Below are 13,439 nucleotides of genomic sequence, written 5' to 3'. Positions count from 1 at the left end.
GTACAAGGACATGAACAACATGCAGACCGGTTCCACGCTACACGACGACCGAACTGGTGTTTCCGCGCTCGGCGGATTGGGCGCGCAGGCGCGCGGCGCATCCGGCAGGCTGCTGCCGGAGATCTGGATGCAGGACGGCGCAAAGCGGGTCGAACAGGCGCTGGCGCGTCTTCTCTGCGCCGAAGACGACGGTGAGACCGAGCTGATGGCGGCGATGCGCTACGCCACCTTGCATGGCGGGAAGCGCACCCGCGCCTTGCTCTGTCTGGCTGCCGGCGCACTGGCCGACACGCCGGCGCACATGCTCGACGACGTCGGCGCCGCCATCGAGATGATGCACGCCTGTACCCTGGTCCACGACGACCTGCCGGCGATGGACGACGACGTGCTTCGCCGCGGCCTTCCGACCGTGCACGTCAAGTTCGGCGAAGCCACTGCGATCCTGGTCGGCGATGCGCTGCAGGCGCACGCCTTCCTGACCCTGGCGAGCCTGGATGCGCCGGGCGACAACCGTATCGCGCTCGTGCGCGAACTAGCGCAGGCGGTGTCCGCCGAGGGTGCCGCAGGCGGGCAGGCCATGGATCTGTCGCTGGTCGGAAAGCACGCCGAGCTGGACAGGATCGTGGCGATGCACCGGATGAAGAGCGGAGCGCTAGTGCGCGCGTCCGTTCGCATGGGCGCGCTATGCTCCATCGCGGAGGATGCCGCGCACGCTGCGCTGTACTGTGCGCTCGATCGGTACACCGCCTGTTTCGGGCTGGCGTTGCAGGTGATCGACGACATTCTCGACGCGACAGCGGATACCGCGACGCTGGGCAAGACCCCCGGTAAGGACGCGGCGGCGCAGAAGCCGACCTGCGCGTCGATCATGGGGCTGCAGGCAGCGCGCCAGTTCGCGCTGGATTTGTTGCGCGACGCCGGGGAGGCCATCGTCCCGCTGGGGCCGCGTGCGGAACGGTTGGCGCAGATGCTGCAGCGGGCCAACGTGTATCTGTCCGCGCCATACGCATGAGCGCGCCTGTCCGCATGGACTCGCCCCTGTGCTGCTGCGATCGGCCGGCGGGCGGTGCATGCTGCTCTTTGTCCGAGTCCGCGGCGCCGATCGCAGCGATTGCCCGATCCTGGTCCTCGTCAACCGTCTGCAGAAGGAACATCCCGCGTGAACGCGCTGTCCGAACAGATCCTTTCCGAATTGCGCCACCTGCTGAGCGAGATGAGCGACGGCGGCAGCGTCGGTCCGTCCGTCTACGACACGGCGCGAGCTCTGCAGTTCCACGGCAACGTCACCGGTCGGCAGGACGCATACGAGTGGCTCATCGCGCAGCAACAGGCCGATGGCGGATGGGGAAGCGCGGACTTCCCGCTGTTCCGCCATGCGCCCACGTGGGCGGCGTTGCTGGCATTGCAGCGTGCCGATCTTCTTCCCGGCGCTGCCGACGCTGTCCAGGCTGCAACCCGGTTCCTCGAGCGCCAGCCCGATCCCTACGCGCATGCGGTGCCGGAAGATGCGCCGATCGGCGCGGAGCTGATCCTGCCGCAGTTGTGCGGCGAGGCCGCATCCTTGCTGGGCGGCGTGGCGTTTCCGCGCCACCCGGCGCTGTTGCCGTTGCGGCAAGCGTGCCTGATCAAGCTGGGGGCGGTGGCGACGTTGCCGAGCGGCCATCCGTTGCTGCACTCCTGGGAAGCCTGGGGGACGTTGCCGACCACCGCATGCCCGGATGACGACGGCAGCATCGGCATCAGTCCGGCGGCCACCGCCGCGTGGCGTGCGCACGCCGTGACACAGGGGAGCACGCCGCAGGTCGGGCGCGCCGACGCGTATCTGCAGGCGGCATCGCGGGCGACGCGCAGCGGCATCGAAGGTGTCGTTCCCAACGTCTGGCCGATCAATGTGTTCGAGCCATGCTGGTCGCTGTACACCCTGCATCTGGCCGGGCTGTTCGCGCACCCCGCGCTCGCCGAGGCGGTGCAAGTGATCGTTGCGCAGCTCGACGCGCGCCTGAGCGTGCGCGGTCTGGGCCCGGCCTTGCACTTCGCGGCCGATGCGGACGACACCGCCGTTGCGTTGTGCGTCCTGCGCCTTGCAGGCCGCGACCCGGCGGTCGATGCGTTGCACCATTTCGAAATCGGCGAGCTGTTCGTCACCTTCCCCGGCGAGCGCAATGCCTCGGTGTCGACCAACATCCATGCCCTGCATGCGTTGCGAATGTTGGGAAAGCCCGCGGCCTGCACCAGCGCCTACGTCGAGGCCAATCGCAACCCGCACGGTCTATGGGACAACGAAAAATGGCACGTTTCGTGGCTGTATCCCACCGCGCATGCGGTCGCTGCGCTGGCGCAAGGCAAGCCCCAGTGGCGCGACGAGCGCGCGCTGGCGGCGCTGCTGCAGGCGCAGCGCGACGACGGCGGCTGGGGCGCCGGTCGCGCGTCCACATTCGAGGAAACTGCCTATGCGCTGTTCGCGTTGCACGTGTTGGACGGGAGCGAAGAGCCGACAGGGCGCCGGTGCATCGCGCAGGCGGTGGCGCGTGCGCTGGAGTGGATGCTCGCCCGCCATGCGGCGCATGCATTGCCGCGGACGCCGCTGTGGATCGGCAAGGAACTGTATTGCCCCACCCGGGTGGTGCGCGTCGCCGAGCTCGCCGGGTTGTGGCTGGCGCTTTGCTGGGGGCGGCGCGTCCTGGCCGAGGGAGCAGGAGCGGCGCCATGATCCAGAACGAACGCGCGCTGCAGCAGGTGCTGGAGTGGGGGCGTTCCCTGACCGGGTTCGCCGACGAGCATGCCGTGGAAGCGGTCAGGGGCGGCCAGTACATCCTGCAGCGCATCCACCCGAGCCTGCGCGACACCAGGGCCCGAACCGGCCGCGATCCGCAGGACGAAACGCTGATCGTGGCGTTCTATCGCGAACTGGCGCTGCTGTTCTGGCTCGACGATTGCAACGACCTTGGCCTGATCGCGCCGGAGCAGCTCGCCGCGGTGGAGCAGGCGCTGGGGCAGGGCGTGCCGTGCGCGCTCCCCGGATTCGAGGGCTGCGCTGTGCTGCGCGCTTCGCTGGCCGCGCTCGCCTACGATCGTCGCGACTATGCTCAGCTTCTCGACGATACTCGGTGCTACTGCGCGGCGCTGCGCGCCGGACAGGCCCAGGCGGCAGGGGCGGAACGCTGGTCCTACGCCGAGTACCTGCACAACGGCATCGATTCGATCGCCTACGTGAACGTGTTCTGTTGCCTGTCGTTGCTGTGGGGGCTGGGCATGGCGACCTTGCGCGCGCGTCCGGCGTTCCGCCAGGTTCTGCGGCTCATCTCCGCGATAGGGCGCCTGCAGAACGACCTGCATGGACGCGAAAAGGATAGGTCGGCCGGCGAGGTCGACAACGCGGCGACCCTGCTGCTGCAGCGCTATCCGGCTATGCCTGTGGTGGAGTTCCTCAACGACGAGCTGGCCGGCCATACGCGCATGCTGCACCGGGTGATGGCGGAAGAACGCTTTCCCGCGCCGTGGGGACCGTTGATCGAGGCCATGGCGGCCATCCGCGCGCAGTACTACCAGACCTCGACCAGCCGCTACCGCAGCGACGCTGCGGGGGGAGGCCAGCGTGCGCCGGCCTGAACGCGCGGCAGGCGGCGGCGTGCGCGCGCTGCCGTCGGTCCGATCCGACGCAACGCCGCCGCCCGATGCGACGGATGGAGCAGCATGAGCGACACCAACCTGAGCCGGCGCAAGGACGACCACCTGGACATCGTGCTGGATCGGCGAACGGCGCTGGCCAAGGCCGCCGCCGGCTGGGAGTACATCCGTTTCGAACACTGCGCATTGCCCGAGTTGGACATGACGCAGATCGACCTGCGCGCCTCGCTGCTGGGCAAGACCATGCGCGCGCCGCTGCTGATCAGCTCCATGACCGGCGGCATGCCACGCGCCGAGGCCATCAACCGGCATCTGAGCGAGGCAGCGCAAGCCTTGGGGATCGCCATGTGCGTCGGTTCGCAGCGCGTGAGCCTGCAATCCCGCAACTCCCAGGGGCTGACGCGCGCGCTGCGCCGCCTGGCCCCAGACATTCCCTTGCTGGCCAATGTCGGCGCCGCGCAACTGCGCGAGGCCGACGGCCTGGACCTGGCGCGCCGGGCGGTAGATGCGCTGGAGGCCGATGGACTCATCGTCCATCTCAATCCGCTGCAGGAAGCGGTACAGCCGGAGGGCGACCGCGACTGGCGCGGCGTCCTGGCGCAGATCGCTCGCGCCGCGCGCAGCGTGGGCGTGCCGATCGTGGCCAAGGAAGTGGGGTCGGGCCTGTCCGCCTCGGTGGCCTGTGCGCTCGTTGAGACGGGCGTGGCGGTGATCGATGTCGCCGGCGCCGGCGGCACCAGTTGGGCCGCGGTGGAGGGCGAGCGCGCCCGCGAAGCCGCCGACCGCGCAGTGGCGATGGCGTTCGCCGATTGGGGGATTCCGACCCCGGCCAGCGTGCAGGCGGTACGTCGGGCGCTGCCAGCGGTGAAGCTGATCGCGTCGGGCGGGATCCGCGACGGCGTCGACGTGGCCAAGGCCATCCGCCTGGGCGCGGACATCGCCGGGCAGGCGGCCGGCGTGCTGCGCGCGGCTACGGTATCCACCGAGGCGGTTGTCGCGCATTTCGAGATCGTCATCCGCCAGTTGGCCGTCGCCTGCTTCTGCACCGGCTCGGCTGATCTGGCGGCGTTGCGTCAGGCGCGCTTGTTGCCCTCGGCGCATCTGCCCGCCGGTTGATGCCGGCGTCGCCCGCACATGGCGGCGGGCACCTAGTCTTACTGAGTCAGAAAGTCGCGGATGCGGGGGATTTGCGCTGGTCGCGGATTTGTTCGGGTGCTGCTTCATGATCAGGGAGGCGCCCCGCCATGCCCGACTGGACAGCCCAGAATGAAGCCGCGTTCGACGCCTATGTCGATGCTTTGACGGGGTGATCGGTCACGCCGACCGAGCTGAGCCCCTGAAGGGTCGGAACAAGGTGCGCCGGGAGACCGGCAAGGAGTAGATGGTGCAAATCCATTGCAATGAAGGAGTAGCGATCCACATTGACTCCGAGTCATGCGCGGTCGGTCGTGAGGAGACCGGTAACTTCTCTGGGGTCAAACACGGGTTGTTAGGCTCGAGCAGTCCATCAGCATCGTTTTGAGACAAAGCGATGGCGGTGGAATGGACGGTTACGATCGAGGGCCGGAACGAATTCGTGACATGCCGGAAGGAGGTCCGCATAGACAAGAGCTGGGAGAGCCTGTTCCACGGCGATATCGGCCTGTCGATCGGCGATAGCAAGAAGATCATGGCAGCACTGCAGAACGCAGTCGTGAATCATGAGGCGGCTTAGGGGCACCAAATCGAACCGCCGAGAAAGTCCCATTATCGTTTTGATGACCGTGACTTAGGCTGGTGCCTCGCAGAGACCAAATTCCGATGTTGTGGACCTTATGCGATCCCAATGTGGACCGCGCGTCGATCATACAGGCCGAAACGCCTTAGGCAATCGATATTACCGCCCACGGGCAGCGGATCATTTCTGGTTGATGAACCGTAAGGCACCAGTCAAAACTCTTGCCCCCGCCGGTTGCACTGGTCATAACTTCGCTCGCGGAGCGATAGGGGGAAGTCATGGAAAAAATCCAAGTAAACGTCAGCCAACTTCTGTTGGACCTTGAAAAGCCCCGAATTGTGAGCGCCGACACGCAGCCTGATGCATTGCGCTCCATGATCGAGTTCGATCCGCGCCACTTCAAAACCATGATGGAGAGTATCAAGGACCACGGCCTGGATCCGGGAGATGCGTTCTACGTTATGGCAAGTGAGATCGATCCGGACGAATTTATTGTCGTGGACGGAAACCGGAGGCTCGCGGCCCTTACCTGTCCGCGACGCCGCTAAGCTAGGCGGACTATAATGTCGTAGGCGCGATTTGCAGCCGGTTGAAGAGGAGCCCGGCTATCGCAGAAATCGCGACACTCGGAACAACCGCGATCACGAGCACGCCAGACCCCACAGATCAGGGGTTCGGGGCGAAGGAATAAGGGCCAGAGCGCCCCACAATGTAATGTTCAACAAGGCACAACCGACGAACAGGAGCAACCAGAAGTGTTTAGTGTGAGGTTGTGAGGAATAGAATGAAACGACCAAGCCTAAAATGAACAGCCCCAGACAATGGCCGCGAAAGCTTGCCCAAAAAACGACAGGGGGATTTTTCCATTCCAAGGGCGGACTAGCATAACTAGTTGAAGACAACTCGGAATCGCGACCATCAAGATGCTGAGAAGTGCGTCATCGACGCCTTTGACGCGACCCAGGACGAAGTTTAGTCCAAAAATCCCGACTAGAACGGCAGTTCTGCACCTGAGAAGCTATATCCGAGACCCTTTCACCTACCGCTGCTCTGCGCCAAGTGCGATACATAATGTTATGCTGTTCTAATATTTCTCCAATTTTCCCTTTATGTTTTTCCGTGAATTTGGCGATACTTACTTTCAGGTCGGCCCTTTCTTTGTCCGTAACCATCTCGTCCCTCCATTGGCCGCCTGACAATTTCTGACACATAACTGACAGTGAAAGGAATATCCGGCGGCCGGGCTTCAGGCAACAATGCGGTCACCCTGCTAAAGGGAAATCGCAAGAAGATGAAAATGCTGAAGTCTACCTCGACGTCGTTCTTCCTGTTACTGGCTGCCACGAGCACCGGCCACGGCACGGACGCCTACACAGCTACCAACCCCCCACGACAATAGCTACGTCGAAAGGCCGGTTGCTCCCGCCGTCACTCCGCCGAGCCACCTTTTCGTGGTTCCGCTCCCGGATGGCAACGCCGTCGGCAGCGGCTCCTACACCACGCAGGGCGGTGTCACCTTTCAGGGCTATGGCGGCACCGCTGGTGGCGGTAGCGGTGGCGGCTCGCTGACCTTCCCGATGCCGGGCGGCTAAGCTGCCTGCACGGAAAGGAGCGCCTCTAAGTTCATTCCGGAGGCGCTCCTCAGAATTCACGTCAAGGAGATCAAGATATGCAAAAGCTTTTAAACGCAATCTATGTAGCAATGCTGCTCACCATGGCTTCACCAGCTGAGTCGGCCGAACCCGGTAATCTTTTGCCGGAACCGACCGACTATTCTAAGCTCAAACCGCCGCCTGAGCCGCCGACTGGCCCGACTATCGGGCCGCGCCAAGATCCGATCATCCCGCCGGGATGCGGGATGAACTGCCCCGGACCGTTCGACAACTATCCGGGACAGGATCTGCCGTCCCGCCTTCCAATGCCGCTTCCTGCGCCCTGGATCCGCTGAACGAACCTCGTGATGCAAGAATGCAACGGCGCTTCTGTGCGCAGTGACCCAAATGCGTGGTGGGTCGACGGTTTGCATTGCGTGCCCCTGAGGTTTTCGACACCTGCACGGGAGCTTCGACAACAGGAGGACTCGGTGCTGTCCGCTTCGTCGGCGCGCCGGTCAAACTCCATGGCAATACCGATCAACTCATCAGTCGTAGACGGTGTGGCCGTGGGTGGTCGGCGGAGCCATCATATCTCCGGCGCAGTCGCACGCGCCGTCAGCTTCTTGTAAATGGCAAGCCGAATTATACGGTCCGCAAAGCGCGCTGACCTCATCAGAGTATGCCCTGATGCGCCTACCATCACCAAGCGCGTGACTTCGTTTCGACTTAAACTCCATAACGCTGAGCGCTTGTCGAATGAGATGATAGCTGTCCGGCCAACGGACCGGTTTCTTATTGTGTTAGGTGGAACCTTGGATATTCTGACCACATGACAATAGAGAATGAAGCCGCCAGTGAAGCCGTGGCACGGCTTGGCCTACTGAAGCCCGAGGCGGCGAAAACAATCTCCAGACTACTGCTAGCCGAGATGGGGGACCATCCTCGCGCGATCTGCACAGCCTATCGGAAGAACGGCGTTCAAATCTCCCGTGAAGAAAAGAAGGCGCTCGGCATCCGCGTCAACGCATTCCTTAGCTACGCTGCTTTCAACGAGTTGTCGGAAGCGGGAAAGGGCGCCCCACTCAGCGCCCATGAGACGACGCTTCTAAGAGCGACATTCAGCGTTCTGCGATACAGGGCTGTCGAGAAGCAAACAGACTTTCGTAAGCAACTTGGTGCGTGCTTTCTGGGATTCGAGTACGACGTTCTGGCGGCGAACTGTCCGACCTGTATTGGCTTGAACGGGACGATCGCAAGAAGCGCTAAAGAGGCCATATTTCCGAATCCCAGTTGCACTTGCGTGACCGCGAACTACGGCCTTCGCCCAAAAGTTGATTGGCTTGCTGATGTCAGTTAGGTGATGTGTCAAAGCCCGGCGCGGTTCACCCGACGGCAGACCTACAGTGAGACTAGAAAGCTTTGCACTGGAGATCCTGTAAGCGTGCTGGCCAAGCCGCCAACGCCTCGTTGGCAAAAATAGCCGACGAAGCGGCGGTATCGATCTCTATCTACAAAGTCGCACCGAGGGGCGAGGATGCGGACAGGCACGCGTTAACGGCGTTGGCTGCCTTAGCAACATAACGATAGACCTTCCCGAGAGCATCTGTCTTGAAATACCAAGCTGCGAGGACACGAGCAGGCAGATGGCTGCAGATAACAGGATGTTCTGCATTCGACATACCGAGGAACACAGAAGAATCAGTACAGGCTGGAAAAACCAGTGGCATTGTCTGTTCGAAATGTGGTCCCTGTTCAAAAAAACGATTCTCTGTGCGCTCAATGGAGTCATGAATCCTTAATGCGACGCTCTGACAGTAAGCCTCCAATGTTGAAAGCGCGGGCCAGGAATGGGGCGCACGTATTCCAAGCGCTTCAGCGCATAGCGGACGTCACGTCTCGCAATGTAGTGCGAGGCATCATTTCCCGTAACGACGATGCGCAAGCCTCATTGCCAAATGTCAACCTCCTACGAAAAAACGTTCCCACGGAAGCCTTAGCCAGCGCTACCGATGTGTTGATGGGAAAACAGGGAGCTTATCCATTCACGAACGTAGGACATACTTATCGATCACAATTACGCCTACATAATCTAGAAGCAATTAGCTCGCAGCGCGAAATAGCATTCATGTCTGGTCGATTAAACAGCTGGCACTACGAGACCCTTGAAGTACTCGGAGCCATGAAGACTCTCGCTCCACTAACGCGTTCAGACGATGTCGATGCCCTAAATGCACTCGCTTTGTTCGCTGAACGTTGGGGCTCCTCAAATTTCGTGACGAAAAAAGTCGCATACATCGTTGCGACATCAGCAAACGAACCAGAGTTGCAGGAAGCTTTCGCGGAATTTTCTAAAGTACTCGATCACCACAAATACCCGTCGCCTCATTATATATCTATGGAGGCTTTGGATATGAATTTCCCATATTTCGACACGTTGACTTCCAGGATCAGAGTTGCGCTTCGGTTTTTGGACGATGATTTCAGAAAGATTCTTCCGCTCTTCAATGTCTGTCCTACGCCGATCAGCGAAGCTGACATAGGGGCATTCCTCCGAAAATGTCACTCGATGTCTTTCGTGGATGAAGTTTTGGGGATGCTAGTTGTTCGCCGACTAGGCAGTGAGTGGCCAACGATCGGTTCATATGTGGAAAAATGGTTGAATCCGAAAATAAGCGGCACGATGGAGGAGGTTGGCGGTACACCATTTGAAACAGAGGAACTCGTGTCAGACGTGGCCCCGCGGTCCGCTGATCTGGCATACTACAGACGCTCCATGGCGTTTCTTGAATTCGACGAGCCAGCAACTTTCAGAAACTACGCGGACAGGATCATCGGTCCGAGGCTCCTACCAATAGCTGGCGCTGCCCCAATCTCGGAACCTGATCCGCCTTCCAAACGCGACTTGACTAAACGCCTTTTCGGATTCCGGAAGCACGAGGATTATCGAAAACCGCAGAACAAGGGTTCGTTTCTAAGAACTTTAGATTTTTTACGGTTCATATCGTCGTCATCTTACGAGCCTCTGAATCATTACGAGATAAGATATATATTTGATAATACTACTTCGTTAGACATATTATTGAACGAACCTGAGATCGAAAAGCTATACTCTTCAGCAGATGAGAAATCACGCCACGTGATAGCGGTCTTGTCGTTGGCACTACACAAAGCGAAAGCGCATGACGAAGATGTAGATTTTAAGTTTCGTTTCGAGATGGCCCAAACCGTCCTCTCAAGCTTCTCAGGCTCGATAGAGGCGTTTATCGACTGGTTGTTGGAAGATACTCCAGAAATAGCCAATTTCTTGCTGCACACGCTGGATAGAACCACGCTCCAAAAAATTTATTGGATAGTAAAGTCGCCCGATCAGGCTGATACAACTCGTCAGTACCTACTTCGGGCTGTAGGAAAACGGAAGCAGAAGCTGGAATACTTTGTAGAGGCTGATGCAATAGAGGCCCAGCGCGGTGTGGCAAAATTGAGAAAATACTTTGATGACAGTCGGATATACGTCGATGGTATTGCGATGAAGCGGTGGCTTGTAGATAATCCGAGCGCATATGCACAGCAATACGAGCGTATTATTGGACACAGCGTGGATCTTAATAAAACCAGATCGGAAAAGGCAAAGATATCTTTCGAGGACGTCGTTATAGATATAACCGTCGCGGCGGCGTACGACTATATTTTATTTGAGTTCGCTAGAATTGCGTTTGCAGAGTTTTGTCTTAATAACACGTTCGGCATAGAGTCATATTTAGGGAGGCGAATTAGGCATAATACGTTGAGTGGCATGATGAGAGACGGTGTAGAAACTCTCAAAGATGCGGTGCATTTCCATCTTTTGATGACTGATGATCATTTCATGCTCGCTTATGATCTTTGGGTAAATGACTATCGGGCATTGATAGATAAACTAAGGCGCGAGAGCTTGCAGTTCAAGGCGCAGCAACGCCCGCATGGGTGGTTCTCCGCAGAAGTTACGTTAGAAGATCCGACGACGCATGCAAATCTCATAAGCCTACGACAGCTTGCGGTCGCGGGGGGAAGCATTGATGTTTTCTATGATTTGATGGTTCGATTTTGTTGGCAACAGATCGAGCCGCAGCTAAAGACCGTCGCGAAGAACATCACAGAAGACGTTTTGAATTCGGCACTCGCCGATATTGATAATCGGTTCCACGGGTTCAGCAGTGCGCTGCATAGGCAATTCAGGGCCGAAATTACAGATGCCATCCATGATAGGTTTGCGCGGCTAGGTAGCTGGTTCAGAGAACCTGAGAGCGGCTTTGTCAGTGCTACACCGAGGCAATTAGGTGACTTAGTCCAAATGGAAGCTGTGGGGGTAGGGGGCCATCCTGCGTTGGCATGGTCGGGCGACGCGGAAGATTTAGAACTCGATGGCTTGTCGGTCCATCGCGTTTACGACTGCTTGTCGGTGCTCATCCGGAACGGAGTTCACTACGGAGACGAAGATCGGTCAATATCGATCGCGGTGGAACGAAAAGGAATGCCAGTTCCGCATCTTGAAAGACTGCGCTTCTGCGTAGCGTCCGTAATCTCAGACGGCGATAAGCGATCAGAGCACGTTGATCGTATCAGGGCCAGCCTTGATGCCGAGGATCTTGCTCAGGCTATGGTGCGCGAAGGCTACACAGGAATTAAAAAACTGCGGTTCATCACCAAGCATAGTGAGGGGACATGCAGCGTCCAATTGAGGAGTCACGAAGAGGTAATTGAGATCGAGTTTACCCTGACGGTCGAGCTTGCCGGAGCGAGTGCGTCCTGATGCGAAAGCTATACAATCTTCTTTTGGTCGAAGATGAAGAGCACAAAACTAACGATTTGCTTCGGAGACTAGAGGTTGCAGGATTTGGCAAACCGACAGTCGCAACAGGGGTTAGAGACGCGGTCTTGGCAGTGATGCAAAGGCCGTTCGACCTCATCGTTTTAGATATGGCGCTTCCCACATTTGCAAAAGGTGAGGTGGCGAGTGCCGGAGGTGTAGCTCAATCAATGGGGGGTATCGAAATTCTACGCGCATTAAAATCTAGTGGCGCGAAAGCGAATTTGATTATCGTCACTCAGTACCCGGAAATTCTCATTAATGGGGAGAAGATAAGGCTATCAGCTTTGCCTCGGCTTTTGACGGCGCGCTACGGGCAAAATGTATTGGGATCAATATTGTATTCATTCAAAACACCGGAATGGGAAAAAAGCTTTGATGCGGCGCTTGGGAGATTGACGTGAGAATAGTCGTATTTGAGGATGACAACGATAAATACGCTTCTATAGCAAAGGTGTTGATCGCAAAGGGAGTGAAGGAAAACGCAATAAAGCGGATAGATAATATAGCGAAGTTCGTCTCTATAGCTAAAGAGGATTTCGATCTGTGTGTTATAGATTTGCTTATGCCTACCATTCCGAAGGGCGGCGCAACGAGCTCTGGAATGGAGATCCTCCATATGCTGGACTATGCTGGCAAAAAACGTGTCCCACTCTTAGCAATCACATCGTTTGTCGATGAAGCCGAGAAGTATCGGGATGCGTTCGCGGCTCGCGGATGCATAATTTACGATTTCAACCGGACAGAAACATGGACGGCCGCGTTGGATGTCTTTCTTGCTCAGGCCCGCGATCGCGGTCGATATGATTTTGTGATCTTCACTTCTATCTCTGAGGAGCGCACGGCCTACCTTAGATTGCCGGGTTTCAAGCACGAAAGCTTGCTTCGGTATGGCGTCGATCATTGGGACCTAACTTTGGGTTCCGCCGATGGAACAGTCATATTGTTGCAGCGCATGGGACTTGTGAACGCATCTGTGGAGATTGCGCGTGTCTTGGAGCTGTATGCGCCTCGAATTGTCGCGATGAGCGGCATTTGCGGCGGTGTGGCTGGTAATTCTGTCCTCGGACAACTGCTCGTGGCCGAGCGCTGCTGGGAGTATCAGTCCGGCAAGTGGTACGATGATGCATTCAAGGCGGAGCCTTACCATTCAGTCATGCCGGGACGGACCGGGACAGTTTTAGCAAAAATGATCGAAGGCCCTGACGTTGTTACTCAGTTTGAGGCTGGCTTTCCTGGAACAGTACGTCCCCGAACTATCACGCAGCCTCGTATTGCACCATTTGCTTCGGGTTCGGCAGTGATCGCTAGCGAAAAGCGGCTCCGCAGTGTTTCCGATCAACACAGGAAAGTCGCTGCGATCGATATGGAAACGTTCGGGCTGTACCGAGCGGTCGAAATGTCGGGTAGAGATGTCCATTCGTTTTGTGCGAAAACCGTTGTTGATATGGCTAACGTAGCAAAAGACGATGAATTGCATTTTTACGGAAGTTACCTGTCGGCAAAATTCACACTAGCGGCTGTTGAGAATTTGGTCACGGAAAAAAGGCATTAGCAGGCTTCTCTGATTGGGGTCGGTGAGGTCAAGCGTTTCCTGTCTTTTTTCCGGACCATGTCGCCCCGCGGGTCACTCGCTTCTCTTCGCGGTCGGCGC

The 13,439-nt window shown here is 58.3% G+C and carries 12 protein-coding genes; all 12 read left to right on the top strand.

Features of this window, described 5'->3' with window-relative positions; all coding sequences use genetic code 11:
- The first annotated feature begins 19 nt into the window (after nt 1–19).
- A complete protein-coding gene (locus tag NKJ08_RS08590; RefSeq protein WP_352667738.1) occupies nt 20–1,012 on the top strand; it encodes a polyprenyl synthetase family protein in 993 nt (330 codons plus the stop codon).
- Nucleotides 1,013–1,159: 147 nt separating this feature from the next.
- Nucleotides 1,160–2,710: a hypothetical protein gene (locus NKJ08_RS08585; protein ID WP_352781642.1), complete on the top strand. Its 1,551-nt coding sequence runs from the start codon at nt 1,160–1,162 to the stop codon at nt 2,708–2,710.
- Entirely contained in the window at nt 2,707–3,609 is a 903-nt protein-coding gene (locus NKJ08_RS08580) for a terpene synthase family protein (RefSeq protein WP_352781641.1), read from the top strand. The genes NKJ08_RS08585 and NKJ08_RS08580 overlap by 4 nt, the downstream gene beginning before the upstream one ends.
- An 84-nt stretch (nt 3,610–3,693) precedes the next feature.
- The gene (gene fni, locus NKJ08_RS08575; protein WP_352781640.1) at nt 3,694–4,743 is read left to right on the top strand and encodes a type 2 isopentenyl-diphosphate Delta-isomerase; all 1,050 of its coding nucleotides are present in this window, start codon (nt 3,694–3,696) and stop codon (nt 4,741–4,743) included.
- A 415-nt stretch (nt 4,744–5,158) separates the two neighbouring features.
- Nucleotides 5,159–5,341, top strand: a complete 183-nt coding sequence (locus tag NKJ08_RS08570; RefSeq protein ID WP_352771752.1) for a hypothetical protein — start codon at nt 5,159–5,161, stop codon at nt 5,339–5,341.
- 281 nt (nt 5,342–5,622) lie between these two features.
- A complete protein-coding gene (locus tag NKJ08_RS08565) occupies nt 5,623–5,892 on the top strand; it encodes a ParB/Srx family N-terminal domain-containing protein (RefSeq protein ID WP_352781639.1) in 270 nt (89 codons plus the stop codon).
- Nucleotides 5,893–6,795: 903 nt separating this feature from the next.
- The gene (locus NKJ08_RS08560) at nt 6,796–6,936 is read left to right on the top strand and encodes a hypothetical protein (protein WP_352781638.1); all 141 of its coding nucleotides are present in this window, start codon (nt 6,796–6,798) and stop codon (nt 6,934–6,936) included.
- 77 nt (nt 6,937–7,013) lie between these two features.
- Complete coding sequence (locus NKJ08_RS08555) at nt 7,014–7,292, top strand: hypothetical protein (protein WP_352781637.1); 279 nt, start codon at nt 7,014–7,016, stop codon at nt 7,290–7,292.
- Nucleotides 7,293–7,768: 476 nt separating this feature from the next.
- A complete protein-coding gene (locus NKJ08_RS08550; RefSeq protein ID WP_352781636.1) occupies nt 7,769–8,296 on the top strand; it encodes a hypothetical protein in 528 nt (175 codons plus the stop codon).
- 363 nt (nt 8,297–8,659) lie between these two features.
- Entirely contained in the window at nt 8,660–11,728 is a 3,069-nt protein-coding gene (locus NKJ08_RS08545; RefSeq protein WP_352781635.1) for a hypothetical protein, read from the top strand.
- Nucleotides 11,728–12,189, top strand: a complete 462-nt coding sequence (locus NKJ08_RS08540; RefSeq protein WP_352781634.1) for a hypothetical protein — start codon at nt 11,728–11,730, stop codon at nt 12,187–12,189. The genes NKJ08_RS08545 and NKJ08_RS08540 overlap by 1 nt, the downstream gene beginning before the upstream one ends.
- Entirely contained in the window at nt 12,186–13,340 is a 1,155-nt protein-coding gene (locus NKJ08_RS08535) for a phosphorylase family protein (protein WP_352777111.1), read from the top strand. The genes NKJ08_RS08540 and NKJ08_RS08535 overlap by 4 nt, the downstream gene beginning before the upstream one ends.
- Nucleotides 13,341–13,439 lie beyond the last annotated feature (99 nt).

The organism is Mesorhizobium sp. M0244 (assembly GCF_040321795.1).
GTDB lineage: Bacteria > Pseudomonadota > Alphaproteobacteria > Rhizobiales > Rhizobiaceae > Mesorhizobium.
This window is presented reverse-complemented; position numbering and strand designations above follow the sequence as displayed.